Here is a 26975-nt window from a genome sequence, read left to right on the forward strand (position 1 = left end):
AACATGAATGGAGGAAGATTGTCGCGTGCGACGACGCGGAAGCGTAAACGCGTGTTCCGTATCACGACGGCATTGGCATTAATGCTCGCCTTGGTCGGGATCATCGCGTTCGCGGCACTGATTGACAAGAAACAGGACTCGGCTTTACCGGAATCGGATGAGATTGCCACGGAAATGGTCGACTCCGAGTCGGAACAACCGGCTGATGCTGATGCTGAGACGGAATCGGCAGATAAGATTTATATCGGGCAACCGTATACGAAAGTATACGCGGATGACCGGGTCACGGTCGTTTATGAAGCCGACTTGGGTGATCGATTTGAACGGTTGGAGACGGTAAGTGGATTTGTGAAAGTTCAGTTGAACGAGCGGTTGACCGGCTGGGTCACAGAAGAAAGTGTGACGACAGAGGCGACAGCTTTATCGGATGACGAGGTGATTGCCGCTTGGCAACAAGTCGTCCCAAACGCTTCGGAGTCCGTCCTTGACTGGATTGGGAAAGATCTCGAAACTGTCCGTGCGGAGCTTGGCAGTCCTTCTGCCGTTCAACGTGACCAAGTGAACGAGTATCATTTCTATGATGGATTCTTCCTCATGGTCCGGGACCAAAAAGTACGGGCCGTTGATTGGGACAAACAAGCAACCGCGACGCCAGACTTACAACCGACTCGCGAACAAGCGACCGGAATTTGGTTCGAGGGCGAGACGCTCCAATTGAAACTGTTCCCTTATAACGGCGTCATGCGTGTCCGTCTGGAGCAAAAATGAGACAAAGCGGGAGAATTCATTCTCCCGTTTTTTTATTGTTTTTCATTCAAATGAACGTTTGAATGTTTGGTTAAAATGGAATAAGATAAACAGTAGAAGGAGGAATCAGTTATGGGACATCATCATGATCACGACCACCATCACCATCATTCGACGAATCAGCGGGCGCTCTTACTCGCCTTTCTCTTGATTGCGGCGTTCATGGTCGTCGAAGTGATCGGCGGACTATGGACGAACAGTTTGGCGCTATTATCGGATGCGGGGCATATGCTAGGAGATGCGGCGGCGTTAGGACTCAGTTTCCTCGCTGTTCGATTTGGGGCGAAAGCGGCGACACCGAACCGGACGTTCGGGTATCGACGTTTCGAGATTTTAGCGGCATTCATTAACGGGCTGACACTGCTCGTCATCTCGATCTATATCCTTGTCGAGGCATACCAACGGATCAGCGCGCCACCAGAAATTCTAAGTAGTGGTATGCTTGTCGTCGCCATTATCGGGCTGCTCGTCAACATCCTTGCCGCCTGGATTTTAATGCGCGGGGAGAAAGACAATTTGAACGTGAAGAGTGCGTTGTTGCACGTATTCGGAGATTTGCTCGGCTCGGTCGGAGCCATCACGGCAGCAATCCTCATCATGTTGTTCGGATGGACGTGGGCGGACCCGGTCGCGAGCGCCTTTGTTGCGATTTTGATTTTAATCAGCGGTTATCGTGTGACGCGTGACGCGATTCATATCTTGATGGAAGGGTCGCCGGAACAGATTGACGTCCGGGCGATGCAAGAAGAGATTGCTAAAGTTGAAGGGGTGAAAGAAGTGCACGACTTGCATGTCTGGTCCATCTCGTCGAGCGAGCATGCAGCGACGTGTCACGTGTTGATTGGAGAAGAGACGGATGATCAAGACGTCTTGAGACAAGTGACGGAACGAATCCGGAAATACGGGACGTTCGAACGTTCGACGGTCCAGATTGAACGGGAACGACAATGTTGTGAAGAACGAATCATCTGGTAGTGAAGAGTAAGGGAGTTCAGTTTGGACTGAACTCCCTTTTACTAAGGCTTCAATACTACTTTTACGCAGTCATCTAAATGCTCATTGAATAAGTGATAGGCATCAGCAGCATGTTCAAGAGATAAACGATGCGTGATAATGTCAGTAGGGTCAAATTTTTGATCTATGATCATTTGAAATAACTCAGGCATGTAATGAATAACAGGTGCTTGTCCTGTTTTCAAAGTAACATTTCGGGTGAAAAAATCTCCCATCGGAAACTGATTGTAATTCATTGGGTATACCCCGGTAAGTTGAACGACCCCAAATTTACGAACCGCTTCTTTTGCTACTTTGATTGCGCTTAGTGTACCGCCTTGGATCATAAGTTTTTGTTCTATCTTTTCAATTGAAGATTTTTTTCCATCAATACCCACACAGTCGATAACAACATCTGCCCCGCCATTCGTAATCTCATAGATATATTTTCCTGTCTCAGTTGGATCTTTTAAAAGAATTGTTTCTACTTTATTTGATAGTTTTGCCCGATTTAGTCGATAGAGTTCGGGATCTACAGCAATAACCCGTTTAGCCCCACGTACCCAAGCTAATTTTTGAGTCATTAACCCCACAGGACCTGATCCGAGAACCACTACCGTATCTCCAGCTTTCATGCCAGCATTATCTAAACTCCACCATGCTGTTGGAATAACATCAGATAAAAAGAGAAGTGCCTCATCTTCAAGCTCACATGATTCGGGGATGACAAGCGGCATGAAATTACCGTATGGAACCTTTAGAAACTCTGCTTGACCACCGGGATGATTTCCAAACTGTTCAGTATATCCAAATAAACCACCAGCATCAGTGTGAGGGGCGTGGTTAGAGTTATCGCACTGACTCTCCATCTCATTTTCACAATAAAAGCAGTGACCACATGATACATTGAATGGAAGGACGACCCGATCACCCTTTTTCACTTTAGTTACATCAGGTCCAGTCTCTTCAACAATTCCCATAGGCTCATGTCCAATAATAAAACCAGGGCGAGTAGGCATATTCCCTTGATAGATATGAAGATCTGATCCACAAATAGCTGTCGATGTAATTTTTACAATGATTTCTTCCCGATTTTCGATTTCGGGATCTCTAACGTCCTTTACTTCAATCTTCTTAGTTCCTTGATAAGTTACTGCGCGCATATAATTCATTCCTCCTTTTTTAAAGACAAGTAAATGGCAACATAGCTTGTATACCCTTCTTTTAAAAAAGGTGAACTAAATATTGGAACTCGATGATGACTATCTTTGACCATTCACATCGATCACGACAATTTCTGGTGGATTGTAAATACGTGGAATGTTGAAGCTGTAATTGAATCCCCGTCCAATCACATGGGTGAACGTCTCATGCTCATAGAGTCCGCCTGCGTATTCAGGAAAGAATCCTTGGTCAGGTGCGAATAATCCGTTCATCAAATAAGGGATTCTCACTTGCCCGCCATGAGCATGTCCGGACAAGACGAGGTCGAATGGAAGTTTAGCATACGTATCGACTTGTTCGGCACGGTGCGAAAGAAGTACCTTGAACGTCTCATCGGGGGCGATGTCCTGCATCGCCGCAGTCGACTCCGCATCCCAATCCGTATAAATATTTTCTCTGAACCCACGAAGAGGATCTTCTAGCCCGCCGATGACGAGGTCGATTCCATTGATGGTGACCGTCTCCCATTCGTCTTCGAGAACGTTGACACCGTATGAGCGAAACACGTCTTTCACATTGTGACGGACATAGTCATCCGATCCATCGATTTCATGGTTGCCGGTCACGAAATACATCGGCGCAATTCCTTCAAGCCCTTCGATTAGTTCGAAGGCGGGTTCAGGTGAACGATACCGGTCGAGTAAATCGCCCGGTAAAGCGATGAGATCCGGTTTCTGTGCACGAACCTGGTCGATCAAAATCGACTGTTTATAACCGTATGAAGCGCTGTGTAAGTCGGAGAGGAGCACGATGCGGAGAGACTCGTCTGCTGACAGTTTATCGGACGTCACGTCATACGTCCGGACGGTCAACCCATTGTACGTCGCCGTGAACAACAAAATGCCGAGTGCAACAAAAAGAAGAGTTGATTTATGTTTCTTCATCAGTGCTCCCTCCTTCCTTAATCGTGTCTCTATCTTACTCTGATAGGCAGGGTTAAGCAAAAAAAATCCCGCTCAAGAGAGCGGGATGAATGTTATGCAGCTTTCGCTGTCAATTTGACGTCGACATTTCCGCGAGTCGCTTTTGAATAAGGGCACACTTGGTGTGCTTCTTCGACAAGGCGCTCTGCTGTCGCTTGGTCGACACCTTTGATTTCGACTTCAAGTTCGACTGAAATGAAGAACCCTTCATCGTTTTGGTTTAATGTGACGTGACCTGTGACGCTTGAACCGTCTGTCTTCACACGTTCTTTTCCGATGATGAGGTTGAGGGCACTACCGAAGCAAGCCGCATAGCCAGCTGCGAAAAGTTGTTCCGGGTTTGTCGCACCGTCTACGTGTTTCGCGCCAGGCATCGAGACGTTCATGTCGATGACGCCATCTGTTGATTTCACATGACCTTCGCGGCCACCGATTGCTGTTGCTGATGCTGTGAATAGTGATTTCATGATTGAATTCCTCCATTTCATTTTTAACAATTAAGTTGTGCACAATTTAAATTATAGAGCAGTCAAAAAGTTTCGCAAGTGATATGCTTGGCTAAAGAAGAGTACGGAGGATTACGTATGGACCAATCGTTAAAGTTAGAACATCAAATCTGTTTTCAATTGTATACCGCCTCAAAAGAGCTTACCCGGTTATATCGCCCAATTTTAGCACCGCTAAACCTGACGTATAGTCAATATCTCGTGATGCTTGTCTTATGGGAAGAGGATGGAATCGATTTGCGACAACTCGGATCGCGGTTGACGCTCGACTCTGGGACATTGTCGCCGCTCGTCAAACGGCTCATCCAAATCGGCTATGTGGAGAAAAGTCGTGCGACGGACGACGAACGAAAAATCATCGTTCGTTTGACCGAAAGCGGTAGCGCGTTGCGTGAGCAGGCGGCGAATGTGCCGTTACAAGTAAGTGGTATGCTGAATATAGACGAAGCGACGTATGTCGCATACATGGAGATGCTCACCGATATCAAGACGAGACTACACGATTTCGGGGAGCGTCAGCGCGAGCAGTAAGGAAGGAGGAGCCATGTTTCGAAAATTGATCATCCTCTTGATGGGGATTGGACTCTATATGGCTTGGCAATATGAGATGCCGAACGTCTCTGCCCCGACGAGCATTCAGGTGGAGTCTGAGGTGGCGACCGAACGAGCGACAGACGCGCCAAAGTTCGCAAGTCAGTATGCCGGGCATGACTGGTATTTGGTCGAACGTGGCGGTGACCGCGGACTTGAACTGATTGATGAGGACGGTGCGAAAAAAGGATTCTATCAGTTCGAGACAGGTAGCACGTATCGAGGTCTTGTACTGAATGAAACGACCCGTGATCAAGTCGAGGACATCGGCTTCGAGGCGGTGACTTCGTATAATAAGGGATTGAATCGATACTTGATTCCGGACGATCCATCGTTTTCCGTTTTCGCAATCGACGGACAGTATGTCACTTTCTTTTTTGACCAGCATGACGACGACCTCTTGAAAGGGATCTTATCGGTCGACCGCCGTGTCGAAGAGGCGAGTGAGGGCTACTATGGTGATTTGTCGAAAGAGGGAACGGTCGCCAATGAGCAGTTGATGCGCATCCTCATGAATTGGGACCGTGAAAAGTTTGAATTGAACGCTTTAGCCGACTATGAACCGCTCTATCCGGTCGTGCGGGCACATAGTCAAAACATGGCTGAAAGCGATTTCTTTAGCCATACAGACCCAGAAGGACAGGACCCGTTCGATCGAATGGACGAAGCGGGACTTTCATATTCGATGGCCGGCGAAAACTTGGCCATGGGACAGATGAGCGTGTTCCATGCGCATTGGGGACTCATGAACTCGAAAGGGCATCGTGAGAACATCATGCAGCCACGATTCACCCATGCTGCCGTCGGGCTTGCTTACAATGAAGAAGACAGTCCGTTCTACACAATCAATTTCATCACTCCACGTTAAAAGGATGACTCTTCGGAGCCATCCTTTTCGATATTAAATGAGTTTTTTCACCGCATCCTCAATCTCAGCCGGTGTTGTCTGTGGCGAGAAGCGTTCGATGACGTTTCCATCACGGTCGACTAAAAACTTCGTGAAGTTCCATTTGATCGCCTTCGACCCGAGAAGCCCGGGTGCTTCTTTTGAGAGATAGGTGAAGAGTGGGTGGGCATCCTTGCCGTTCACGTCGACTTTCGCGAACATCGGGAACGATACCCCGTAATTCAGTTGACAGAACTCCTGGATTTCTTCATTGGAACCCGGGTCTTGATGACCGAACTGGTTGCACGGGAAGCCTAAGACCTGTAGACCCTGTCCCTTATATGTGTTGTAAAGTGACTCGAGACCTTCGAGCTGTGGCGTGAACCCACATTTGCTCGCCGTGTTGACGATAAGTAAGACGTCGCCTTTATATGTAGCTAACGGTTGCAATTGTCCTTTCATGTCTACTGCTTCAAAATCATAAATCATGGTGATTCCCCCTTTTTCTGTAGTATACCAAGAGAAGGGGACAGACTCGAACTTGAACGCGTTGCGTGCAATCAAATTGTTATGAAATCATGATGTCGCTGTTACATCATTCCGAAGAAAGAATCCGTATAATGAAAAACGTTGTAGAAAGGAACGGTGTTATGCGATTTTTAAAAAATGAATTTATATGGATTGCGCTTATTTTAATCGGACTCTTTTTATCAAGTGCGACGCCTTACTCGGACCAGTCTATCGTTTCGCCACTCGAGCGATTCAATTGGAGCTGGATCGAACCGACGCTCGCGAACGTACAGTTCGACTACGCAGGAAAGGAAATCTCACTTGATACGTTAGGGACGGCAGGATTGATTGAGTTCTTTATGCGGAAGACGGCACATGTCGTCACGTTCTTCGTTCTCGGTGCCTTATTCGTGAAGGCCATCTCGAGAACGAATCTTCATGCGGGACTGAACGTACTCTTCGCTTGGGCACTCGCGAACACGGTGGCGATCTTTGATGAGTATCATCAGAGTTTGACTCCTGAACGGACCGCGCTGTTAGAAGATGTCCTTTTGGATAGTACGGGTGCTGCCGCAGGTGTCATCTTGTTCGGTGGGTTGTTATTCCTTCGTTCGAAACGGAAAAATAGCAAACGGGCCGGTTATGTAGCCTTAAGGTAGTCAAAAAAATGAATAGGTTACTATGTGAAAAGCGCTTTCTTGAAGTGCTTTTTTTCTTTTTAAAGCTATTTTGTGACAACAAACCAAACAAAATATCGTCTATACCCACGTTTTTTAAAGGATAAAACTTAAATTAGGTCAATGTCATACGAATGAAATATAAGTGTAAAATAAATTTTGGTTTAGATTGCTATAATGAGTCACAGAGCGAACGAAATGTCGCGACTTATCTTGTAAAAAATACTTTACGACTATAGATAAAAACTACACGGGAATCAGCGGAGGGAAGCACAGTGTATAACTTGAAAAAATTTGCAGCTACAGTCACTCTAGGCGCACTCTTGATCGGCGGAACGTCACCGACTTATGCAGCCTCACTTACAGAGAAGCAGAAGAAAGTACAAGAACAACGACAAAAGAATAGCAGTGAACAGTCGAAAGCAAACTCTTCGATTCAATCACGTGAGCAAGCCATCAGCAAAGAGCAGCAAGAGATCAACAAGTTAGATGCTGAACTCCAAGACGTCATCAACGATGTCGCTCAGAAAAAAGCTGAGATTCGTGCCACTGAAGAAAAAATTAAAAAGCTTCAAGCACAAATTAAAAAGTACGAAGCGAAAATGAAAGCCCAAGAAGATCTTATGAAAGATCGTATGGCGACGATGCAAAAGAATGGTGGCTCGTCAGTCAACTGGGCTGAGTTCATCTTCGGTTCTAAAGACTTCGGTGATTTGATCACACGTATGATCACAGCTGGTACGATTCAAGAGAACGACCAACAGATCTTCGAAGAATACGAAGCAACGAAAGAAAAACTCGCGAAAGCGCAAGCTGATTTGAAAGCGGAGCGCGACTCACTCGTGAAGCAAAAAGAAGAACTTGAAAAACGTCAGAAAGAGCTCGATCAAAAAATGAAAGAGCGTGCTGCGAAAATCAAGAAACTCGAAGCTGAAAAAGTGAAGTTCGAATCAAAACTCATGAGCCTTCAAGAGATGGAAGATACGCTCAAAGCTCAAGAACAAGCGATTCAAGCAGAAATCGAAGCGCAACGTCGTGCTGAAGAAGAAGCACGTCGTGCAGCGGCAGCAACTGCTGCGGCGAAAAAACAACAAGGTTCAAGCTCGAATAGCGGTTCAAGTGCTTCAACAGCACCGGTAGCGTCTGCACCAGCAAGCGGTGGCATGTTCCAACGTCCAGCAAGCGGTCGCCTCACACAAGGATGGGGTCCAGCAAGCGGAGCGAACGGCTACTCGTTCCACAACGCTCTTGATATCGCAGGTCCAGTCGGTACACCGATCTATGCAGCACAAACAGGTACGGTCCTCCGTGCAGGTTGGGGTGGCGCATACGGAAACCATGTTATGATTGCACACGTGATCAACGGGCAAGTATGGACGACAGTATACGCTCACATGAGCTCGGTATCCGTTTCTGCGGGTCAACGCGTGTCACAAGGACAAAACCTTGGCGGCATGGGTAGCACAGGGAACTCGACAGGTTCACACCTTCACTTCGAGATTCACCGTGGCGGCTATTCGTACTCTTCATCGAGCGCGGGAAGCACAATTAACCCAGCATCATTCTTCTAAACACAAAGACAGTGATCGACGAACGCGTCGATCACTTTTTTGTTGCCCTATAGACGATGAACGTCAAAAGGGAGGCACCGATGACACTGAGCCATAGCGTTTCGAAGTTTGGGTCATCGAGCATGCTCCGGCCTCCAAGGAACACCATATAGCCGAGTATCGCGAGCGTGACAAGTGTCAAAGCGGTCAATCGGATCTGTCGGGGGATACGGAGCCACCAACCGAATAATCTGTTCATGAAAAATCGCCTCCTCTATTAGTATAGGGGAGGCGATGTGTTTCATCTAGCGAGTCGGACCCAAGCAGAGTCCATGATTTGTCGGTAACCGACTTCCCGATAGATTTTGTTCGATGTCGGGTTCGTCAAGTCGGTATAGAGGACACAGAACGATTTCGTCTCAAGTAATTGGCGGCTAAGGTCTGCAACGAGACTTCGCGCGTAACCTCTACCACGTGCATCAGGTGATGTGTAGACAAATGAAACGGTGATCCCGTTCTCAGTTGGACGTGCGCGTTTCGCACACGAGACGACCTGTCCGTCGACTTCCCAAAAGACAGCCTCTTCCCTGTCGAGCATCGTCTGTACAGCCTTCGTCACCTTCTCTGGTGGAGATGATCGGAGACCTGATTCGGCTTCGAAGGCACTATACCAAGCTTCGAGCTGTGCCTGGTCGGCCTTCGTCGCTTCTCGCATGTGGCCTTTGCCATGTCGATGTCTTCCACGCTGTCGAGGCGATAAAGACCTTGGGACATGAACATCTCACTCGACCCAGACGTCAACTCCTGCCATACTTTCCCGAAACGTTCCGCTTGCTGTCGTTCCGAGACGACTTCCGCGAAGGGGACTGCTTCTTTCAAAAGGTGGGGGATGATGAAAGACGGGAGAAGGTCCGAGCGCTCCGTCTTCACGACGATATAGTGAAGTGGATGCGGTGGTGTCACTTGGAGGATGGCGAGAAGCTCCCCGTCCTCTTCGACTGTGAACTGATGAAACGTTTCATAGATTCCTTGTTTGACGTTATTCAAGACGCCAATCATGAGGCTATTCTTTGCCTCCTCGTCGAGTAATGCCGTCATGACGCGGTCTGAGAAGTGATTAGGGTCTTTCCATTCAATCCATTCCATATGGTTCTCTCCTTTATTATATGTAGACAAAAACGGACAAACCTGATGGCTTGCCCGTTTATGAGTCGTTCATTATGCGATATTTTCTTGTTTCGACGACGTGTTGTCGAGAAGTTTTGTGTTGTGTTTGAAGTAATGAATGATTTTCGCGATGGCACCGTCACCCGTGACGTTTGTTGCTGTCCCGAAGCTATCTTGTGCCAAGTAGAGTGCGATGACCAAACTTTGCATCGTCGCGTCGAATCCGAGGATCGAGCCGAACAATCCGAGCGATGCCATGACGGCCCCGCCTGGTACACCTGGTGCTGCAATCATCGTCACACCGAGTGCGAGGATGAATGGAAGCATGATTGCGTAGGATAACGCCATGCCATTCAAGTACATGAGCGCGACACCGACCGATGTGAGTGTGATCGTCGACCCTGACAAGTGGATCGTTGCCGAGAGCGGGATGACGAAGTTCGCGACACCTTCGTCCGTGTTGTTCAACTTCGCTTGGCGAAGCGTGACTGGAATCGTCGCGGCCGATGATTGCGTCCCGATGGCTGTGAAGTAAGCCGGCATCATCGTCTTGAGCAACTTGAACGGATTCTCTTTGTTAAGACCACCTGCGATTGAATATTGAATCATGAGCATCGTCAAATGAAGGACGATGATTGTGACGAAGACGAGCGAGAAGACCGATAGGATCTCAGCGACTTGACCAGCGTACGTCATGTTCATGAAAATTCCGGCGATGTGGATTGGAAGTAATGGAATAATGACTTTACTGATTAAGAGTTCGATGATATCGCGGAAATCCATGGCGAGGTCGAGTGACCGTTTGCTTTCGATCGCGGCAATCCCGATTCCGATGACGAAAGCTAAGATAAGTGCGGTCATAACACCGAATACAGGTGGAATCTCAAATTCCATGAACCCTTTCAACAAGGCTTCTTCTGGATTTTCTGCTCCTGTCGTCGACCGTGTCAAAATTTGCGGGAACAAGTTGCTTGTTGCAAAGTATGCTAATGTTCCGGCGATGATGGTTGATGCGTAAGCGATGAGTGCTGTGAGTCCGACCAGCTTTCCTGCTCCTTTTCCAAGTTCCCCGATACCCGGGATGATAAAAGCAAGAATAATCAATGGAATAGCGAAGCCTAAGAACTGCCCGAAGACCGTGTTGAACGTCACGAACGTCCGAACAATCCAGTTCTGACTTTCTGGTACGATGCTCCCGAGTAAAATACCGAAAGCGATCGCGATGATGATGCGACCTAAGAGGCCAATACGTAATTTCAAATCAATCACCCTTTCTGTTTGTTTGAATAGTTGATATTTTCGCACATTTTACGGAATGTTGCCACCTTCTCTTACAATTTTTCTAAAGAAAGACGTTTGACAACTGTTTAGAAGGGTATTAGAAAATGTTGTACATATCAAGGGAAGGGGCTTCTCCTTTTCCTAATATAAAAACGATGTTATGATTAATTCTGACAGACGTAAAGGAGGGGTGCGCGTGCAGTTACAACGAACAACGATTCACATTGCGGGTCAAGACTATACGATCGTAAGCGAAGAACCCGCTGACCACGTGAGGGAAGTAGGCTTTTTGGTCGACAGTAAGATCCGCGAAATTCGTGAACAATCCCCTCATCTAGATGCTCGTCAGGCAGCGGTCTTGGCTGCGATTCAAATCGCGAGCGACCACGTCAAAACTAAACGAAATATGGGAGAATAAATCAATCCATGGTTACGCTACTTATACTGTTTTTCTTGTTTATCGGAATCGTCAACGGCTTCCGTCGTGGCGCGATTCTACAGCTCGGCCATTGGGTCGCGCTCATAATTAGTTTTCTCGTCGCCAATACGTACTATAAAGAGTTAGCCGAAGCGTTCAAGCTGTGGATCCCGTATCCGTCTCAGCTCGACGGAACGCTCCCGGGTGGCGTGTTGGACCTCAATTCCCTTTCAGGGATTGAGATGACATTTTATAACGTCTTTTGGTTCGTCGTCTTGTTCCTCATTACGAAACTCGTCTTGCATCTCATCTTGGCGATGCTCGACTTCTTGACGGACTTGCCAATTTTGCGCCAATTAAAAGGTGTGATCGGAGCTGTCCTAGGATTCTTCGAGGCATATGTCATCACATTCTTCATCCTTTGGGTGATCGCGTTCGTGCCGATGGCGAGCGTTCAAAACGCCGTCGACAAATCGTCGCTAGCGACATATATCATTCAAGACACGCCATATCTATCGGATTGGTTTTCAAATAAGATGTTGTGACACGACAGGCCGGAATGCAAGCTAGTGCTTGTGTCTCGGTCTTTTCTGTGTGAAGAGGGGGAAGCATATGAATAAAGTAGAAGCGATGATGTTGCTCGAAAAAATCGCGCAATATATGGAGATCAAAGGGGAGAACCCGTTTAAAATCAATGCGTTCCGCAAGGCGGCGACAGCGCTAGAGAACACGGACCTTGAACTCGAGGACATCGACGACTTGACGTCCATCTCAGGAATCGGGAAAGGGACGGCTGCAGTCCTTGAAGAGTATCGAGACACAGGACGCAGTGAAGTACTTGAAGCACTGCAAGAAGAGATTCCGTTCGGTTTGATGAAGCTCTTGAAAATTCAAGGGCTCGGCGGGAAGAAACTTGCTAAACTCCGTGAAATCGGTGTCGTCGACTTGGAGTCGCTCATCCGTGTACTCGAAGATGGGACGGCTGCATCATTACCCGGTTTCGGGGCGAAGAGTGTGGAGAAATTACTCGCAGCCGCGAAGAACCTCGAATCACGTCCAGAACGATTGGCTTATGCAGTCATGCGACCAATCGTTGAAGAAATCAATGAGGTGTTAGAGAAGGAGACGCTCGTCTTGCGTCATTCGGTCGGAGGAAGCTTCCGCCGTGCCGAAGAGACGTGTAAAGACCTTGACTTCATCATCGCGACCGAGGAGCCGATTGAGCTACGTGAGAAGCTGCTCGCTTTGCCGTTCATCAACGAAGTGATTGCGGCAGGCGAGACGAAAGTCTCGCTCGTCCTCGAACGTGAAGAGATGGTATCGGTCGATTTCCGTATGGTCGAGCCAGGCGCGTTCGCTGCGACGCTTCACCATTTCACGGGCTCGAAAGACCACAACGTCCGCATGCGTCAACTCGCGAAAGCAAAAGGAGAGTCCATTTCCGAATATGGGGTCGAGACAGCAGACGGATTGTGGCAACCAAAAACAGAAGAAGAATTGTTCGAACGGTACGGTCTCCCATTCATCCCGCCTGAACTTCGGGAGGGGCATGCCGAGTTCGAGCACGACTTATCGAAGCTCGTCACGCTCGAGGACATCAAGGCTGACGCGCACATGCACACGGTCTGGTCGGACGGGAAGTTGACCGTCGACGAAATTGTCGTGGCGATGAAAGATCGCGGCTATGAATGGATGGCCATCACCGACCACGGGAAGTATTTGACGTTCGTCAACGGTTTGACCGAGGAACGGCTCGAAGCACAAGGGGAAGAAATCCGCGAGGCCGCGAAGACACATGATATGAACGTGTTACGAGGCGTTGAGATGGACATCCGTCCTGACGGGACGCTCGACTATGAACCCGAGTTTCTAGAGACGCTCGATTACGTCGTCGCCTCCATCCATTCGAAGATGGACCAATCGGTCGACGAGATCATGGCTCGTCTCGAGAACGCCTGTCGTTCTCCGTACGTCAACGTGATCGCCCATCCGACGGGTCGACTCATCGGTCGTCGGGACGGCTATCCAATCGACGAGGACAAGTTGATCGCGCTCGCGAAAGAAACAGGGACGGCGCTCGAGTTGAACGCCAACCCGAACCGCCTCGACCTGACAGCCTCCACGCTCAAGAAGGCGAAGGCAGCGGGCGTCAAAGTGATGATCAACACGGACACGCACCACCCAGATATGATGGAAGACATGGCCCTCGGTGTGTTGCACGCACGGAAAGCCTATCTCGAACCATCAGATATTATCAACTGCTTCACGTTTGAAGACGCCAAGGCGTTCTTTGCGGCGAAGCGATAGAAAGGAACATGCTAGATGGACCACGCGTTACGCGTATTAGAATATGAAAAATTGCGCCAACAGCTTGCCGGTCACGCGGCGAGCTCGCTCGGAAAAGATTTGGCGCTGAAGATGCAACCTGACTACTCATACGACCGGGTGCTCTCGAATTTGAACGTGACGAAAGAGGCGACCGAGGTCGTTCGTCTCCGTGACCGTCTGCCACTCGGTGGGCTTACGGATGTCCGTGCGGAAGTGAAACGGGCCGCAATCGGCTCGGTCCTCTCGACGAGCGAATTGCTCGCCGTCGCTGCCGTCATGTATGGCGGACGCCAAGTGAAGAACTTCTTCGAGAAGCTTCACGAGGATAACGAAGAGATTCGCATTCCACGTCTTGACGAGTATGCGGACAAGTTGACGAAGCTCATCGAGGTCGAACAGGCGATTCGTCATGCGATCGACGACCAAGGGACTGTCCAAGATTCCGCGAGTCCACAACTCCGTGGACTTCGAACTCAGCTCCGGAGCTTTGAAGGGAGTGTCCGGTCACGTATCGACAACATCCTCCGCAACAATGCGAAGATGCTCTCGGACGCCATCGTCACAATCCGGAACGATCGCTATGTTGTACCGGTCAAACAAGAGTACCGTCAAGCGTTCGGTGGAATCGTCCATGACCAGTCAGCTTCCGGTCAGACACTCTTCATTGAGCCGCAGGCCATCGTCTCCATCAATAACGAGATTCAAGAAGTTCGCTTGAAGGAACGTGCTGAGATCGAGCGGATTTTAAGTGCCCTCTCGAACGAGGTCGGTGGGGTCCATGATGCCATCATGACGAACCTCGACGTGTTGGCCGAACTAGACTTTATCTTTGCGAAAGTCGCATACGGACAAGAAATGAAAGCGACCGAGCCAAAGTTGAACGACAATCGAGAAATCAAGTTGAAACAGGCACGTCATCCGTTCATCCCGAAAGATGAGGTCGTACCGATCACAGTCGAGCTCGGAGAAGACTACACGTCACTCGTCATCACCGGACCAAACACCGGCGGGAAAACCGTCACGTTGAAAACGATTGGACTCCTTCAATTGATGGTGCAGTCAGGTCTCTACGTGCCGGCAGAGTTCGGGACAGAGCTTTCCGTGTTTGACGCGGTCTATGCCGATATCGGGGATGAGCAATCGATTGAACAGAGTCTCTCGACGTTCAGCTCGCATATGACAAACATCGTCGGCATGCTCGACAAAATCGACTTCATGTCACTCGTCCTCTTCGATGAGCTCGGTGCCGGGACGGATCCACAAGAAGGGGCTGCCCTTGCCATCGCCATCTTAGATGAAGTGAAACGCCGCGGGGCACGTGTCGCTGCGACGACACACTACTCGGAACTGAAGGCATACGCTTATAACCGCGAAGGTGTCATGAACGCCTCGATGGAGTTTGATATCGAATCGCTCAGCCCGACGTACCGTCTCTTGATTGGCGTACCGGGTCGCTCGAACGCCTTCGAGATCAGTCGTCGTCTCGGACTGTCTGAGCAAGTCATCGACAAGGCACGTAGCCACGTCGGTAGTGATGCCGAGTCAGTCGAATCGATGATCAATGAGCTTGAAGCAGCGAAGCAACGCGCCGAGCAGCTCGAGCAAGAGCTCATCGTCAAGCGCCATGACTTTGAAGAAGAGCAGGCCGAATTCGAAGCGAAGATGACCGAATTTGAGCGCGAACGCGACAACTTGTATAGAGCGGCCGAGGCGAAAGCCGAGAAGGCCGTCGAACAGGCGAAGCGTCAAGCGAACGAAGTCATCGACCGCTTGAAGAAGCTACGTGAGCAAGGAATCGTCAAAGAGCACGAGATTATCGCGGCGAAGAAAGAGCTCGAATCGGCAAAACCGACGCTTCAAGAGAAAAAGATTCAAAAAGTGAAACAAAAAGCCCAGCAGAAACGTACGTTCAGTAAGGGCGAAGAAGTGAAAGTGACGACGTTCAATCAAAAAGGCTATATCGTGAAACAAATCAATGACAATGAGTATAACGTCCAAGTTGGCATCATGAAAGTGAATGTTAAAGCGGACGACCTTCAGAAGATCGGTCCATCGAAAGAGAAGTCGCTTCAGTCGAAAGGCAGCTCGCTCAAACGTCAGAGCTCGACGAAGTCCGAGCTCGACCTCCGTGGCGTTCGTGTCGAAGAGGGACTCATGCGTCTAGACAAGTATATCGATGAAGCACTCGTGTCGGGCTATGATAACGTCCGCATCATCCACGGATTAGGTACCGGAGCGATGCGTCAGGCGACACAAGAATTTTTAAAAGGACATCGTCACGTGAAGAGCCAGCGCCCAGGAGGAATGGGTGAAGGTGGACTCGGTGTCACGGTCGTCGAACTGAAGTAAGGGGAGTCGGGAATGGGTACGATTACGTTTGCCGTTATGCTGGAGTCGTTCGGCCTCTATTCGATGGCGGGACTGATGATTGTCGTCGGTCTTGCCATCTTCGAGGTGACGACGCCGTACAGCAACTGGCGTGAGATTCAAAAAGGAAATATTGCCGTCGCCTTGGCGACAGGCGGGAAGATTGTCGGTCTCGCCAACATCTTCCGGGTCGTCGAGAGCCATCATGATAGCACAATCGACATCTTCGTCGGGGGTGGTTTTGGATTCATTTTACTCCTCGCGACATACTGGTTGTTTGAATTTTTGACACCGACACTGAAGGTGAACGATGAGATTCAACAAGGGAATATCGCCGTCGGGTTGTTGGCATTCTTGCTGTCGATTGGGGTCTCCCTCGTCGTCGGCGCGGCATTGGTGAGGTGAAGACATGGTATACGAACGATTGGCAAAGATCTTGTTCATCGGGGCCGGGCTGTTCTTAGTGGCAGCGGCACTCTGGTATATGTTTTATTGAGGGAAGAGGGAGAATCCATTCGGGTGCTCCCTTTTTTTGATTTCAGGCACCTTGAATATAAAATATATGGGCGAAAGGAAAATATTTTACAATTCGTGTGAGGAAATCGATATACTGAAACTAGATTATGGAACGAGATACATAAGAAGGTTGAGGTGTAGGTCATGGCGAACGGGTCAGAAGTGTTTGAAGTCTTGATGACGAATGCAGTGAAATTGCCTGGAGTGAAAGTAGATCGAAAAGAATTTTTAGCCCAAAGTTTCAGTAAGTACGTGCCAGCGACTCAGTTGGCAGAGGTTGTCGAGAAGGGACCGCTTGAAGCGAACGTCCCTCTCTCAGTCATCAAAAAAGTGGCGAAGCGAAATATTACTAATCAGACGATGAAAAGTTCGAGTGCATCGTTTGCAGCCGGTCTACCTGGAGGCATCGGTCTCGCCGCAACGATTCCGGCCGATACGGCGCAATTCTTCGGTTTCGCCCTCCGTTTAGCGCAAGAAATCGGGTATTTATATGGGTACGATGACTTTTGGGAAGATGGAGAATTAGATGTCGAACGGGTGAATGGAGAATTAATTCTCTTTTTAGGTGTCATGTTCGGAGTGGGCGGTGCGACGGCTACCATCAAGGCATTGTCCGCACAATTATCGAAAGAAGCTTTGAAAAAAATCCCGAACAAAGCGCTGATGAAAACAGTGTACTATCCAATCATCAAGAAAATGTCGGCGATGATCGGGGTGAAGATGACGAAAGATACGTTCGCCAAAGGGATCTCAAAGATGATCCCACTCGCAGGTGGTGTCATTTCAGGAGGAATCACGTACTCATCGATGACGAAGATGGGCAATCGTCTCATGCATGCGCTTGAAGAAGGAGTCAACATGACGGAAGCGGAGTTTATTGAAAGTGTGGAAGAAGTGAAACGAGAGAACCTTGAGATTATCGAAGGGGAATTCATAGAAATCGAAGAGATTTTACGTCAAGAAGGGGAAATCATATAACAAGTTGTTGTGTTTTTAAGGGGGGATCTCATGAAACTAGATTTACACTACTTGATGTCGACCGAGCGCTACGTACTCGACATGGAATCGTTTCAGATGAAGGATGAGGCGTATTACCCGTTAGAGTGGACGTTTTATGGAGCGGTGAATCCGACGATGCTCCTTACATGGGATGCCGAGCGCGACCGCATCCGAATTCGCTTCGAACAGTACGCCGTCTTTTTAGGGACACAAGAAGAGCACGGAATGAAAGAAGATGGGTTATGGAACGAGCATCCGATTGTAAAACTGTCCGCATCACGCCTGATGTCATTCGCCAGTGAACGGATGGCGATTCATCCGGTGAACCGTAACCGTGGCGCGCTCGCGCATTATGTCATCCGTACAATCGAGCAGGAGTTTCATGTGTTGGCGTATGAAGACCCGACCGTAGAAGATTTAGGAAAAGTCGGGGACACGGGAGTACGTGTCGAAATTGTGGAAGAAGCCGAATGAAAAACAACGTCGCCTCTAATCGGGGCGACGTTGTTTAGTTTACGGCACGTCAATTTTGACGGTATACACTTTCGGCATGGCGCTGCTTGACGCATACAAGACGAGCGTCTTCTCTTTTTCTGGGACGAGGAAGACCAAATCGATTTCAGATTTCTCGCCTGTGAAATAACGAAAACCGTTCTTGAACTCTTTTTTGTTGTGGTTGACCATATCGACTGGACTATATTTTGTCCCGTCTGGTGTGTACATACGGAATCCGTTTGGACGATATTCTATATAACCACCTTGACCGTCATCTGAATGGAAGAGGGAGAGCGGGAGCGCTCCCCATCTTTCGGTTCGGTCCCATCCGGCGAAGGGAAGACGGGCTGTCCGACTTGGAACTCACGTTTCTTTATTTGTGGATCCCCAATATACGTTTGGAACGTGCCAAGGTTCATGATTTTTTGAAGGTCATCTTCTTTCGGTGTGGTGGCTTTGGCTTCTTTCGGTTTATCTGCTTGTGAACTACTCGCCACTTATTTGCTTCGCAAATTGAAGGGAGAGCTTCTTGGGAAGACCGTGCTATTACCAGCCACGGTTATGGACCAAGCTCGTCGGGTGGTTCCCACCCTGCAGGAATTCGTTTTAGTTTGCCAACATCAACAGATTGATGCTCGCGTTGATGTCACGGTCATGATGCGCGCCATAATGACTTGGTTCTTGTCAACGATCCGTCTCGACAGTTTGTGAAGGAAGTCCTTGCGTTGATTGGCCATCTTTTCGTGTTTCTTGGCCATCGAGACCTACATATTGTTTTACAACCATGTTCGTCTTCAGAAACGACTAAATGACTTGAGCCCAGTCGAATACAGATCTCAAGCCGCCTAGGCTGGTTTTCATTATTTGCCCTGTCTACTTGACGGGGAGCAGTTCAAAAGTAAGCGTCAGATAGTGAATATGTTGGTTCTTATAAAAGAAAGAGTCTAGGTTTTGTCCCAGCCTCTTCATTTATGCAAATTGTGTTGAATTGTTCAGCGCACAGGTACCGTTTCATCATATGATTTATTTTATAAAGAAAAGTAGCAAAAGCCCTTACCTTATTGTGTTCTTTATCACATTTGTAACATCATTAGTTGAGGCAGTGTTTTTTCTGTTAGGGAAAGTATCATACGGAAATGGGTGGAATGTCTTTTGGACATTTCAGATTGTAAAAATAGGATGATTTAACCCTGGATTACATTTATGAAGTGGACACCCTGTCCCTTTCTTATATTTTTGGTAAGCGCTATAATTAACTATATCTTGAATTCGGGATATACTAATTTTTCATTTCATTTAAAACATAATAGGGATCAAAATTAAATTAATTATGAGGAGATGATTACTCTGGAATGGCAGACTTGGCTACTTATCTCGGTTATCGGGTTTACGTTTTATTTGTACGCAGAAGTTCGTGACCTTCGGATGCGCTTGCGTCAACTTGAGAAGACGAATTATCCTTCTCCACAAGAATTCAGTCCGGAGTTGAATCAAGAGCTAGCTGAATTAGTAAGACAAGGGAAAAAAGTACAAGCCGTCAAGCGCGTTCGAGAAGAACACGGCTGGACGCTACTTGACGCCAAACAGGCAGTAGACCGATATGAAGAATAAAAGTAAGTGTCAAATAGAAAACACGTTGTTTCTTATTTTCTGTTACAGAAGACGAACAAAGGCTTCGAAAATGGATCTAACTGAAAAAGTTCCTGGACGATGACAGCAAGTCCGTCAATCGATTTGCGAAGGTCTGTTGGACCCGCTGCTAGATAGACGCGCTCGACAGCGCGACCATTCATCATACCAAGCGCAGCGTCCGGATCACTTGTAGTAGAAGTGTCTCATCGTAGCCACTCGTCACCTCGATATCAACTTGATCTATTCTCAAAGAAATTGATTTTTCTTTTGGTTCTTCGACGACACAGGAGACCCAACTGGTTTCCTGGCTTGAATCGCGATTGATTGGGGACTGTTTTCGTAGCCAATATTTCATATTGTGAAGTGCAACATCACTTGTTTCACACCATTCGATCAGTGACAAACCACTAGCACGATACTCTTCGATCTTCACTATCCAATATGTTTCTTTCTCTTTTCTTTTCAAAGTAAAACCTCCCAAATTTCATATTTGGGAGGAGTATCTCATGAATCTTATTCTATTAGAATGTGCGCGCTATTTGACGCGCGTTTTTTCATTTCATTGGTGGAACTTGAATATGATGAAATTCTTGATTACTCAATTCCGCATCACTGATTTTGAATTGTCCAACAGCGAGACAGTGAGCTTTTTTCAAGCTACGCAAATCATCTAAAGATATGGTACCAATGCGATTTGCAATTACTTTTAATTCACTATCGGCAGGCGCGAAGTAGATTTTAGTACCCGCATTGTCTAAGATAGCAAGTTCTTCTTTGTCAAAGTTACTAAATGACTGTGTGGCGAACCAAGCTGACCAGCCAAATTTGCGACCTTCTCGAAGAATTTTTGCAGATGGAGAATCATCACGGAAAGATAAGTTTTGTGCCTCGTCTAAAATAACAGGCATCGGCTTATCTTTAGATCCTGATAGTGAGTAGTACCATAGGTCCCAAAGGATAAACTCTGCCAGCAATTTTTTAATCTCGTCTTGGTCATATCCTTCAAGTTGAATAACGGTAACTCCGTTACTCTCAAAAATTTTACTCCAGTCATTATCCGATTCATAGTCAAACGGATCCATGTCAACCATCTGGGTTAGTCGACTAATGACAGACTGGATTGTTGATTTTGATGATGTTTCTAGATTTTCAAGTTCTTCAATGAGAAGTTCCATTCGCATGTCTTCTCCGTATTTTTCAATACCATTTTTAGTTGCCATATAAATCGCATTTTTCTGTTGATCGCCTAAACCTCTATATACAGAGGCAAAAACTGCAGCTACTCTTCTGGCAACTTCAACAATTTTTTCAGGCTCTTTCCGACCGCTTATTTCTTTTTCTCTCCGTTTAAAAGGGTTTAGAGGGAAAGATTCATGATACACAATGCGTTCTGTCAATTTTTCCCCCATTCGATTTACAAATGTTTCATCGAGCTGGCTTAGTGTGTAACTATTCGAATAATCAATCACCAATGCGGATTGATTTTGTTCGACCAACTGCAATAGAAGAGACTGTACGAAATAGGTTTTTCCTTGACCGGATCGACCACCGATTAGGAGATGTCGATTGGATAGTCGTGGATGCCCGTATTCCCAATAATAGTCTTGATTCAATTCACTACCTAGATGCAATCTAACCTGTTCTAGACTAACAACGTTTGGAGTTACAAGTTCAAGGTTAGGCTGAGTGAGTGGGGCAATCTTTAAATCAGGTTCAACAACAGTATGATTTTTGTCTTCAGGTAAGTTCCTTCTGTCCTCTAGTTCATCTGTTGATTTTTGTTGTTCTGTCGAATCAGCAGGTGAAGCAAAGGCTTCATTTTTGAAAGTTGGAGCTAAAGATTTTTCCTTTTTGGAAGATTCAAGTGAATCTAAAGACTGAGTAAGTGCTTCATAACCGTGTTGTTCAGGTAACTCTAGTATTACGACACCTTGACTTCTGGAGTGACGTACAGACTCTGAATGCTTTTTAAATGAGACAAGAACACCATTTCCGAATTTTGCTCTTTTTTCATCAACGATTTTAAAATCATCGTTTATCAACCGATCGATTAGCTCTGCACTTAAACGAAAATCTTTACTAGGCCAAATTTCATTTTCTTGCATTTTTTTTGCATTGTTGATGAAGAGTCTAACAAAATAATTTCGTAAGAATTTAGCGTCAAAAGTAGTTAAATCGAGTAGATGGTCATTTAGTCGAGCTTTCAATTCTGTGATTTGTGAAATACCTTTTGAGATGACGCTGTTGTCATTTATTCCGATTTTAACTTCTACCGGGAATAAATGTACCTTTAATTGTGTTTGATCTATTTCTAGTCCAATCATCAATAAATCATCGCTACAATTTCCTTTTCGACCAATTGTCTTTCCTGAAAATAGACCAGCACGTTTACTAAGTTTCACATTGCCTGTAACACGCACGACTTCTTCCATAGAAATTGGTACCCAAATCGTGTTTTCTTCATTAAAAAGCAATAGTGTTTCTTTAATTGCTGAAACAATACTCATCTTTTCTCGTTTATCGTATCCTCTTCCTTGGACAGCTCGAAGTAACCATTCCCCGTTAAACGTGTTGAAAGCACGAATTGTTTCTTCTATCTGTTCTTGCGTGGATGTCACACCCTGAGAATTAACAAATTCCTCAATCACATTAAAATATTGTTTTGATTTGTCAGTTACAGTGATGGCATCATAACCATTTGTTGATGAATATTGGTCGCTGTAATGTACAATGATCAAATTGTCTGAAGACGATTTAAAGAAATCTAATCCGACAGGTGGATCAATAAACGTTACCCAATGTGAGGCGCTATAAATTTTTTCGAGTTCGTCTTTATCAGCAACATCGATGTGCATTGTCAATGAAACATCTTTCATATAAGAACTGTGTCCACCGTCTTTAATGTTGGCTGTAAGTTCATTATAAAGTGAGCCGAATTTTGTCATAAGACTTCTGTTAATGTCGGCTCCTTTTGTACCGAATCCAACGCGGTATCCGGTATCATCACTTTGAACCGATGATACGGTAGTGAATAAACCGTCTAAGTTCATGCTATTTGATAAATCACGCATCGGTTGTGTAACGATTCTCGATTCATTTCCCATTTTATAAAATGAAATATGAGAATAGAGGATTGGTTCCTCTAAGTCTAACTTTCGATAAAGAATAGACTGTTGAAGAACATGTAAAACATCATCTATTTCGAAGTCATCAATAGATAAGTCGATACCGAATTCCTCTTTTAATTGTTCAGCAGTTTCTATCTCGTTTAATGTATCAAAAGCACTTAAACCAGAAGCGTTTGGTAGATATAAAGACACCTCAAGTGGTTTGATGTTTTCGAGAACACCTTTCGAAGAAATTTGATTTTTGAACCAAGAAATAATTCCTTTTAAAATTTCTTCATCATTTGTGACATTGATAACATTGATACAGAGCGGAGCCGAATTTTGTATTGAGAATAGATAGTCGTAATGATCAGCAAAGTGGGTCATTTTCTCTTCTACAACTTTTGCTAAGTAAGAGTTTGTTTCACCTATGCTTACTTTTTCTCTAATAACGTATTCATGCCATTCAGGTAATGGAGAATAATCCGTTGGCTTCAGTAGCATTTCATGTACATTAAACGCATAAGGCAAAGTATAGCTCGCTTTTAATTTTTTTAAAATATTCGAATCGATATCTTCAGAACCTAAATCCGAGTTCACTTGCCATTGATAAGCAATGTTCAACGGTGAGAATGGGGTTAATAACAAACCATCAATCGTTTCCATTTGTCCTAAACGGTATAGGTTCCGTTGTTGTACAGTCATTAAAGACTGAGCTTTAATTTTTTCAATTTCAGACAGGTAGTTGTTTATAAAATCAAAGGCAGCTGACTGTACTTGGTCATCGTAATACATGAGTGAAGGGATTGTTCCCTTACTCTTAACCGTGTTCAAAAATAAATCATAACTCGTTTCTACAGCGCTTGGTAACTCTAAAGGTATGCTCTCGAAAGTATCATCGGAAAGTTGCTTTGCATACCGTACATGATCATCTAACCAATCTTGTTCCATTTTAAAGAAGTTTCGGTCTATTGATTTGGTAGAGTAAGTGCGTTGACCATTATGGATGGTTTTATAATCTGAGTCGATTAAAAACGATGTTTCATCTTTTCTCTTTCTCGTCCAAATACTAACACCATCTAAAGGAGTAGTTTTTAACATCTCGTCTTTAATAGCTAGTGGGACCTCAACTTCATCAATCATGACAGAGAATCGAACGCGAGATTCTCCTTCATCAAGAGCATTTAAAGGAAGAGTGATGACATCATTATGTCCAATCTTAATCGCCTCTGATGAATCAACAACAACATCATTTATTTGTCCCGAACCGTCCCCAAGTTCAACTGAATGATGGCCATCAAGTATTAAGCGAATCGCTTGTTGATTTTTAGGTGTCGTATCAATCAAATATCGTGATTGATATGGATTTAAAAACTCAGGCGACAGTGGAACAACTGCAATATTAAATAAATAAGTAGTGGAAGTCTGGCCTTCATGTTTGTAGCGTACCCGTGAGAAAGTAACTTGGGTAGAATTATTTTCAATCGTAGTAATAAGAGAATGTCCAGAACTTACGGTTGATTTTGCACTTTTATTGTCCAAAAATTGCTTCGACGTAAAACGGTCAAAAGGAAGATGAATTTGAACTTTGTCTGCTTCTTGTGTAGAAAAGACGATGATGTGCCAAGTTCTTTGACCTGATTTAGTTTCAGACTGTGGGCGTTTCCAAAAATGTGAAGTTGATAATTTGGAGCCGTCGGTTTTTGCAATCATTTTTTCGGATATGAATTGAATATCTCGATTTGATTTTGCTTTCTCTTCCCATTCTTTCAATACAGTGTAATCAGCTTGTTGCCAAGTATCCTCTTTTAATTTTGTGGCCCCGTTATCAAATCGCTCTTCTAGTTTTTCACGAGTGTTTCCTAACGTGAAGTAACGTTCAACATCTTCGAATAATTCGTGATTTTCTGATAAGCGATTCTCGATTTGTCGGTTTATCTTTTTCCATGAAGCTGACCCAACATTTTTTTCATCTCGTTCACGAATAAGCGAACTTAGGTCGCCATCTTGAAAGTACTGTAATGAGGTATAGTCATCCGAATCAAGCGTATCTTTGTGTAAAAGACCTAAAATATCGATGAAATCTAGAAATGAACCATTCGTAATTTGTTTTTGTTGATTACGACGTTTTAAATAATCGGCGATAATCATTTGTTCAGATTTCGATAAATCACTACTTGCCAAATGCTGATCTAAATGTTGAATGATTTTGCTAATGTGCAATGGACGACCTTCAGAAGTCAAGTCAATACTTCCACCCCGGATGGAGTCATTTAAATTATCAGTCAGAATCATTAAGGAAGTATTAGACCATTGCCCGCTTTGTTCACTCATTTCATTTCTCAGAGTAACGAGATAATCAATATCTGTATCAAGAGAACTTGCTATTACTAATTTTCCTGTAGAAAAGTTAAGTGAGTTGGTCACATAATTTTCTTTTCCGAATGGATGTTTATATGTGAAGGTTTCAGAAACGCTTAAACCTGAAAGTGCATCATACATTTCTTTTACATCTTGTTTTGTCGGAAGATAGACGTAATAACGATCTGTTCTATTTTGTTGAATCTCATGTTTAAAGAATTGTAATAATTGTTGTGTGATAAATTTATAAAATTGATTTGACATACTGTGCATCCCCGCTATCGCTTTTCTTTTCCAAATAGTTTAGTTTATCCAATAGCCCAACAATTTCTTCTTTTGAGTGATGATCAAAGAATAGTCCTCTTAATTCAAGTTCAATCCAAAGCCTATTCAATTCAATCTTGTCCTGTTTAATTGAGCAAGCTATAAGAGTCAATAATTGTTCTTGATTTACGGCAAGTAATGATCCAAGTGAACCACCATGTTTTCTATAGAACTTTAATAGAAAGACGTCAAGTGCGGCAGGATATCGAGACTTTAACTCTTTATTCAATCCAATTGAGATTGCTTCGGCTAAGTCTCTAAAGGCTTCATCTAACGTGCTGTCAGCATTGTATTTTGGGGTTTCGATACCTTTATGCTGCGTATAGAAATTATTCATCCAATGATAGAGTGATTGAATATAATTTTTCTTAGAATCCTCACCAGCTGCAGTTAGTAATTCATCAATATGATGATAGTATAAGTTTTTTTGTGACTGAAATGCTGGTGTTTGAGAAACGATATTCAGTGCATGCTCATGTTTGTAAAAATCTTTCACCTGTTCTTTTAACAATCGATAGCCGTTCGTATAACTTGTACGCCAGCGGGCTGCCTTTTCCCATTCCATTAAAAAATAGAGTGGAATGAGTTTCTCATTATCAAATTTTGTAAATCGATTAGTTTGAAGAACAGTCTGGGACATCAAGATAAACGTATATTGAATGAATAGATGATTTAAATTGTCTAAGAAGAATTTTGGATTTGTGGATAAATGAATCAAATCTTCTTTAAATTGTTCTTTTAAACGTGGGAACAAACATGAATAAGGACTATTGAATGTAGACTTATTCGTCGAGCGAGAACTTCGAAAAATTTGTGTCAGAAGATCGTCATTGTTTTCATCTAAAAACAGTGGTGAAAGAAATTCTTCATTTCCTTCAATCAACGTGCCATAGACATAGTTAATGAAATCGATTTGACCATTCCTCTCTTTTTTCTCACTTAAAGTGAGTAGAGGAAGTTGCGACAAACTAGAAATCTCTGTTTCTTCGATTTTACGTTGCTGACTCTTGATAAAATATTTGAACCATTCACTCGTTTCTTCGGAATCAAATTTTCCAATTGACAGGATGTGATTCTCGTCCAACTTAGGATGTTCAGGAATGAGCGGTTCATTAGATAACAATCTCACGATACCGCCAGTTATTGGCCAGAAGCCGCTTTCGAATTTTGAACGTTCCGGTTCACGTGTAGGTAAAGGTAATACAAATGTATTTTTTCTACGTGAATAACGATAGCCTTTATTTTGAATCAGAAATGACTCGAGAAGTTTCCAGTCTAATTCGTAATTTTTTACATCATGAGTATTTGTCATA

The 26975-nt window shown here is 45.2% G+C and carries 29 protein-coding genes and 1 pseudogene; 15 read left to right on the forward strand and 15 right to left on the reverse strand.

Annotated elements, in window-relative coordinates:
• Positions 1–3: 3 nt before the first annotated feature.
• Together KNO70_RS06970 and KNO70_RS06975 are read left to right on the forward strand one after the other, a co-directional pair.
• A complete protein-coding gene (locus tag KNO70_RS06970; RefSeq protein WP_214757279.1) occupies positions 4–768 on the forward strand; it encodes a hypothetical protein in 765 nt (254 codons plus the stop codon).
• Between the two features lie 111 nt (positions 769–879).
• The gene (locus tag KNO70_RS06975) at positions 880–1782 is read left to right on the forward strand and encodes a cation diffusion facilitator family transporter (protein WP_214757277.1); all 903 of its coding nucleotides are present in this window, start codon (positions 880–882) and stop codon (positions 1780–1782) included.
• Between the two features lie 41 nt (positions 1783–1823).
• On the opposite strand, the gene KNO70_RS06980 is transcribed toward KNO70_RS06975, so the two are convergent.
• From KNO70_RS06980 to KNO70_RS06990, 3 genes are all read right to left on the reverse strand, one after another.
• Entirely contained in the window at positions 1824–2963 is a 1140-nt protein-coding gene (locus KNO70_RS06980; protein ID WP_047795560.1) for a zinc-dependent alcohol dehydrogenase, read from the reverse strand.
• A 99-nt stretch (positions 2964–3062) separates the two neighbouring features.
• A complete protein-coding gene (locus KNO70_RS06985) occupies positions 3063–3908 on the reverse strand; it encodes a metallophosphoesterase (RefSeq protein ID WP_214811660.1) in 846 nt (281 codons plus the stop codon).
• 92 nt (positions 3909–4000) lie between these two features.
• Positions 4001–4414: an organic hydroperoxide resistance protein gene (locus KNO70_RS06990; RefSeq protein ID WP_015881037.1), complete on the reverse strand. Its 414-nt coding sequence runs from the start codon at positions 4412–4414 to the stop codon at positions 4001–4003.
• Positions 4415–4531: 117 nt separating this feature from the next.
• Here KNO70_RS06990 and KNO70_RS06995 point away from each other — a divergent pair, with 117 nt between their 5' ends.
• On the forward strand, positions 4532–4984 hold the full coding sequence (locus tag KNO70_RS06995) for a MarR family winged helix-turn-helix transcriptional regulator (protein WP_159561931.1): 453 nt from the start codon (positions 4532–4534) through the stop codon (positions 4982–4984).
• A 13-nt stretch (positions 4985–4997) separates the two neighbouring features.
• A complete protein-coding gene (locus KNO70_RS07000) occupies positions 4998–5912 on the forward strand; it encodes a CAP domain-containing protein (protein ID WP_214684826.1) in 915 nt (304 codons plus the stop codon).
• Between the two features lie 33 nt (positions 5913–5945).
• On the opposite strand, the gene KNO70_RS07005 is transcribed toward KNO70_RS07000, so the two are convergent.
• A complete protein-coding gene (locus KNO70_RS07005; RefSeq protein ID WP_078146490.1) occupies positions 5946–6419 on the reverse strand; it encodes a glutathione peroxidase in 474 nt (157 codons plus the stop codon).
• 161 nt (positions 6420–6580) lie between these two features.
• On the opposite strand from KNO70_RS07005, the gene KNO70_RS07010 reads away from it, so the two are divergent.
• On the forward strand, positions 6581–7099 hold the full coding sequence (locus tag KNO70_RS07010; RefSeq protein ID WP_214684825.1) for a VanZ family protein: 519 nt from the start codon (positions 6581–6583) through the stop codon (positions 7097–7099).
• Between the two features lie 293 nt (positions 7100–7392).
• Positions 7393–8688, forward strand: a complete 1296-nt coding sequence (locus KNO70_RS07015; protein WP_214811663.1) for a murein hydrolase activator EnvC family protein — start codon at positions 7393–7395, stop codon at positions 8686–8688.
• 31 nt (positions 8689–8719) lie between these two features.
• Here KNO70_RS07015 and KNO70_RS07020 read toward each other — a convergent pair whose 3' ends face one another.
• From KNO70_RS07020 to KNO70_RS07030, 4 genes are all read right to left on the reverse strand, one after another.
• Positions 8720–8926 carry a hypothetical protein gene (locus tag KNO70_RS07020; protein ID WP_214684821.1) on the reverse strand — a complete coding sequence of 69 codons (207 nt, stop codon included), beginning with the start codon at positions 8924–8926 and terminating at the stop codon, positions 8720–8722.
• A gap of 42 nt (positions 8927–8968) precedes the next feature.
• Positions 8969–9382: a GNAT family N-acetyltransferase gene (locus KNO70_RS16105; protein WP_251030081.1), complete on the reverse strand. Its 414-nt coding sequence runs from the start codon at positions 9380–9382 to the stop codon at positions 8969–8971.
• The gene (locus KNO70_RS16110; RefSeq protein WP_251030082.1) at positions 9283–9813 is read right to left on the reverse strand and encodes a hypothetical protein; all 531 of its coding nucleotides are present in this window, start codon (positions 9811–9813) and stop codon (positions 9283–9285) included. Before KNO70_RS16110 ends, KNO70_RS16105 begins: the two co-directional genes overlap by 100 nt.
• A 72-nt stretch (positions 9814–9885) precedes the next feature.
• Positions 9886–11094 (reverse strand): dicarboxylate/amino acid:cation symporter, encoded by a 1209-nt coding sequence (locus KNO70_RS07030; RefSeq protein ID WP_251024810.1) that lies wholly within the window; start codon positions 11092–11094, stop codon positions 9886–9888.
• 217 nt (positions 11095–11311) lie between these two features.
• Here KNO70_RS07030 and zapA point away from each other — a divergent pair, with 217 nt between their 5' ends.
• From zapA to KNO70_RS07065, 7 genes are all read left to right on the forward strand, one after another.
• Complete coding sequence (gene zapA / locus KNO70_RS07035) at positions 11312–11533, forward strand: cell division protein ZapA (RefSeq protein ID WP_015881047.1); 222 nt, start codon at positions 11312–11314, stop codon at positions 11531–11533.
• Positions 11534–11541: 8 nt separating this feature from the next.
• Positions 11542–12078 (forward strand): CvpA family protein, encoded by a 537-nt coding sequence (locus tag KNO70_RS07040; RefSeq protein ID WP_031421319.1) that lies wholly within the window; start codon positions 11542–11544, stop codon positions 12076–12078.
• A 67-nt stretch (positions 12079–12145) separates the two neighbouring features.
• A complete protein-coding gene (gene polX / locus KNO70_RS07045; protein WP_214730720.1) occupies positions 12146–13840 on the forward strand; it encodes a DNA polymerase/3'-5' exonuclease PolX in 1695 nt (564 codons plus the stop codon).
• Positions 13841–13855: 15 nt separating this feature from the next.
• A complete protein-coding gene (locus KNO70_RS07050; RefSeq protein WP_031421321.1) occupies positions 13856–16210 on the forward strand; it encodes an endonuclease MutS2 in 2355 nt (784 codons plus the stop codon).
• 12 nt (positions 16211–16222) lie between these two features.
• Positions 16223–16633 (forward strand): DUF350 domain-containing protein, encoded by a 411-nt coding sequence (locus KNO70_RS07055; protein ID WP_031421322.1) that lies wholly within the window; start codon positions 16223–16225, stop codon positions 16631–16633.
• 255 nt (positions 16634–16888) lie between these two features.
• Positions 16889–17722, forward strand: coding sequence for an EcsC family protein (locus KNO70_RS07060; RefSeq protein ID WP_214730721.1), 834 nt, complete (start codon positions 16889–16891; stop codon positions 17720–17722).
• A 30-nt stretch (positions 17723–17752) separates the two neighbouring features.
• Positions 17753–18217, forward strand: coding sequence for a hypothetical protein (locus KNO70_RS07065; RefSeq protein WP_214811666.1), 465 nt, complete (start codon positions 17753–17755; stop codon positions 18215–18217).
• A gap of 39 nt (positions 18218–18256) precedes the next feature.
• Here the strand turns inward: KNO70_RS07065 and KNO70_RS07070 are convergent, their stop codons facing one another.
• The 3 genes from KNO70_RS07070 to KNO70_RS07080 all read right to left on the reverse strand — a co-directional run bounded on the left by KNO70_RS07070 (position 18257) and on the right by KNO70_RS07080 (position 18996).
• Positions 18257–18466: a hypothetical protein gene (locus KNO70_RS07070; protein ID WP_214730727.1), complete on the reverse strand. Its 210-nt coding sequence runs from the start codon at positions 18464–18466 to the stop codon at positions 18257–18259.
• A gap of 23 nt (positions 18467–18489) precedes the next feature.
• Complete coding sequence (locus KNO70_RS07075; RefSeq protein WP_214730728.1) at positions 18490–18735, reverse strand: hypothetical protein; 246 nt, start codon at positions 18733–18735, stop codon at positions 18490–18492.
• Between the two features lie 123 nt (positions 18736–18858).
• Positions 18859–18996, reverse strand: a complete 138-nt coding sequence (locus KNO70_RS07080; RefSeq protein WP_214731134.1) for a transposase — start codon at positions 18994–18996, stop codon at positions 18859–18861.
• Between KNO70_RS07080 and KNO70_RS07085 the strand changes: the two are divergent.
• Positions 18992–19087 (forward strand): annotated as a pseudogene (locus KNO70_RS07085) (IS3 family transposase); the annotation flags it as partial. The gene KNO70_RS07080 and the pseudogene KNO70_RS07085 overlap by 5 nt on opposite strands.
• Positions 19088–19576: 489 nt before the next feature.
• A complete protein-coding gene (locus tag KNO70_RS07090; RefSeq protein ID WP_214730730.1) occupies positions 19577–19849 on the forward strand; it encodes a hypothetical protein in 273 nt (90 codons plus the stop codon).
• 32 nt (positions 19850–19881) lie between these two features.
• Here the strand turns inward: KNO70_RS07090 and tnpB are convergent, their stop codons facing one another.
• The 4 genes from tnpB to dptG all read right to left on the reverse strand — a co-directional run bounded on the left by tnpB (position 19882) and on the right by dptG (position 26974).
• Positions 19882–20034, reverse strand: a complete 153-nt coding sequence (tnpB, locus tag KNO70_RS07095) for an IS66 family insertion sequence element accessory protein TnpB (RefSeq protein WP_214687754.1) — start codon at positions 20032–20034, stop codon at positions 19882–19884.
• The gene (gene tnpA / locus KNO70_RS07100) at positions 20031–20336 is read right to left on the reverse strand and encodes an IS66 family insertion sequence element accessory protein TnpA (protein WP_214730732.1); all 306 of its coding nucleotides are present in this window, start codon (positions 20334–20336) and stop codon (positions 20031–20033) included. The genes tnpB and tnpA overlap by 4 nt, the downstream gene beginning before the upstream one ends.
• Positions 20337–20424: 88 nt before the next feature.
• Positions 20425–25602, reverse strand: coding sequence for a DNA phosphorothioation-dependent restriction protein DptH (dptH, locus tag KNO70_RS07105; protein WP_214811669.1), 5178 nt, complete (start codon positions 25600–25602; stop codon positions 20425–20427).
• The gene (gene dptG / locus KNO70_RS07110; RefSeq protein ID WP_214730746.1) at positions 25583–26974 is read right to left on the reverse strand and encodes a DNA phosphorothioation-dependent restriction protein DptG; all 1392 of its coding nucleotides are present in this window, start codon (positions 26972–26974) and stop codon (positions 25583–25585) included. Before dptG ends, dptH begins: the two co-directional genes overlap by 20 nt.
• Between the last annotated feature and the right edge of the window lies 1 nt (position 26975).

It is taken from the genome of Exiguobacterium sp. s181, assembly GCF_018617125.1.
Lineage (GTDB): Bacteria > Bacillota > Bacilli > Exiguobacteriales > Exiguobacteriaceae > Exiguobacterium > Exiguobacterium profundum.

Coding starts and splice junctions, on each gene's coding strand:
- KNO70_RS06970 (WP_214757279.1), top strand. CDS start 4: ATGAATGGAGGAAGATTGTCGCGTGCGACGACGCGGAAGCGTAAACGC.
- KNO70_RS06975 (WP_214757277.1), top strand. CDS start 880: ATGGGACATCATCATGATCACGACCACCATCACCATCATTCGACGAAT.
- KNO70_RS06980 (WP_047795560.1), bottom strand. CDS start 2,963: ATGCGCGCAGTAACTTATCAAGGAACTAAGAAGATTGAAGTAAAGGAC.
- KNO70_RS06985 (WP_214811660.1), bottom strand. CDS start 3,908: ATGAAGAAACATAAATCAACTCTTCTTTTTGTTGCACTCGGCATTTTG.
- KNO70_RS06990 (WP_015881037.1), bottom strand. CDS start 4,414: ATGAAATCACTATTCACAGCATCAGCAACAGCAATCGGTGGCCGCGAA.
- KNO70_RS06995 (WP_159561931.1), top strand. CDS start 4,532: ATGGACCAATCGTTAAAGTTAGAACATCAAATCTGTTTTCAATTGTAT.
- KNO70_RS07000 (WP_214684826.1), top strand. CDS start 4,998: ATGTTTCGAAAATTGATCATCCTCTTGATGGGGATTGGACTCTATATG.
- KNO70_RS07005 (WP_078146490.1), bottom strand. CDS start 6,419: ATGATTTATGATTTTGAAGCAGTAGACATGAAAGGACAATTGCAACCG.
- KNO70_RS07010 (WP_214684825.1), top strand. CDS start 6,581: ATGCGATTTTTAAAAAATGAATTTATATGGATTGCGCTTATTTTAATC.
- KNO70_RS07020 (WP_214684821.1), bottom strand. CDS start 8,926: ATGAACAGATTATTCGGTTGGTGGCTCCGTATCCCCCGACAGATCCGA.
- KNO70_RS16105 (WP_251030081.1), bottom strand. CDS start 9,382: ATGCGAGAAGCGACGAAGGCCGACCAGGCACAGCTCGAAGCTTGGTAT.
- KNO70_RS16110 (WP_251030082.1), bottom strand. CDS start 9,813: ATGGAATGGATTGAATGGAAAGACCCTAATCACTTCTCAGACCGCGTC.
- KNO70_RS07040 (WP_031421319.1), top strand. CDS start 11,542: ATGGTTACGCTACTTATACTGTTTTTCTTGTTTATCGGAATCGTCAAC.
- polX (WP_214730720.1), top strand. CDS start 12,146: ATGAATAAAGTAGAAGCGATGATGTTGCTCGAAAAAATCGCGCAATAT.
- KNO70_RS07050 (WP_031421321.1), top strand. CDS start 13,856: ATGGACCACGCGTTACGCGTATTAGAATATGAAAAATTGCGCCAACAG.
- KNO70_RS07055 (WP_031421322.1), top strand. CDS start 16,223: ATGGGTACGATTACGTTTGCCGTTATGCTGGAGTCGTTCGGCCTCTAT.
- KNO70_RS07060 (WP_214730721.1), top strand. CDS start 16,889: ATGGCGAACGGGTCAGAAGTGTTTGAAGTCTTGATGACGAATGCAGTG.
- KNO70_RS07065 (WP_214811666.1), top strand. CDS start 17,753: ATGAAACTAGATTTACACTACTTGATGTCGACCGAGCGCTACGTACTC.
- KNO70_RS07070 (WP_214730727.1), bottom strand. CDS start 18,466: ATGTACACACCAGACGGGACAAAATATAGTCCAGTCGATATGGTCAAC.
- KNO70_RS07080 (WP_214731134.1), bottom strand. CDS start 18,996: ATGGCCAAGAAACACGAAAAGATGGCCAATCAACGCAAGGACTTCCTT.
- KNO70_RS07090 (WP_214730730.1), top strand. CDS start 19,577: ATGATTACTCTGGAATGGCAGACTTGGCTACTTATCTCGGTTATCGGG.
- tnpB (WP_214687754.1), bottom strand. CDS start 20,034: ATGATGAATGGTCGCGCTGTCGAGCGCGTCTATCTAGCAGCGGGTCCA.
- dptH (WP_214811669.1), bottom strand. CDS start 25,602: ATGTCAAATCAATTTTATAAATTTATCACACAACAATTATTACAATTC.
- dptG (WP_214730746.1), bottom strand. CDS start 26,974: ATGACAAATACTCATGATGTAAAAAATTACGAATTAGACTGGAAACTT.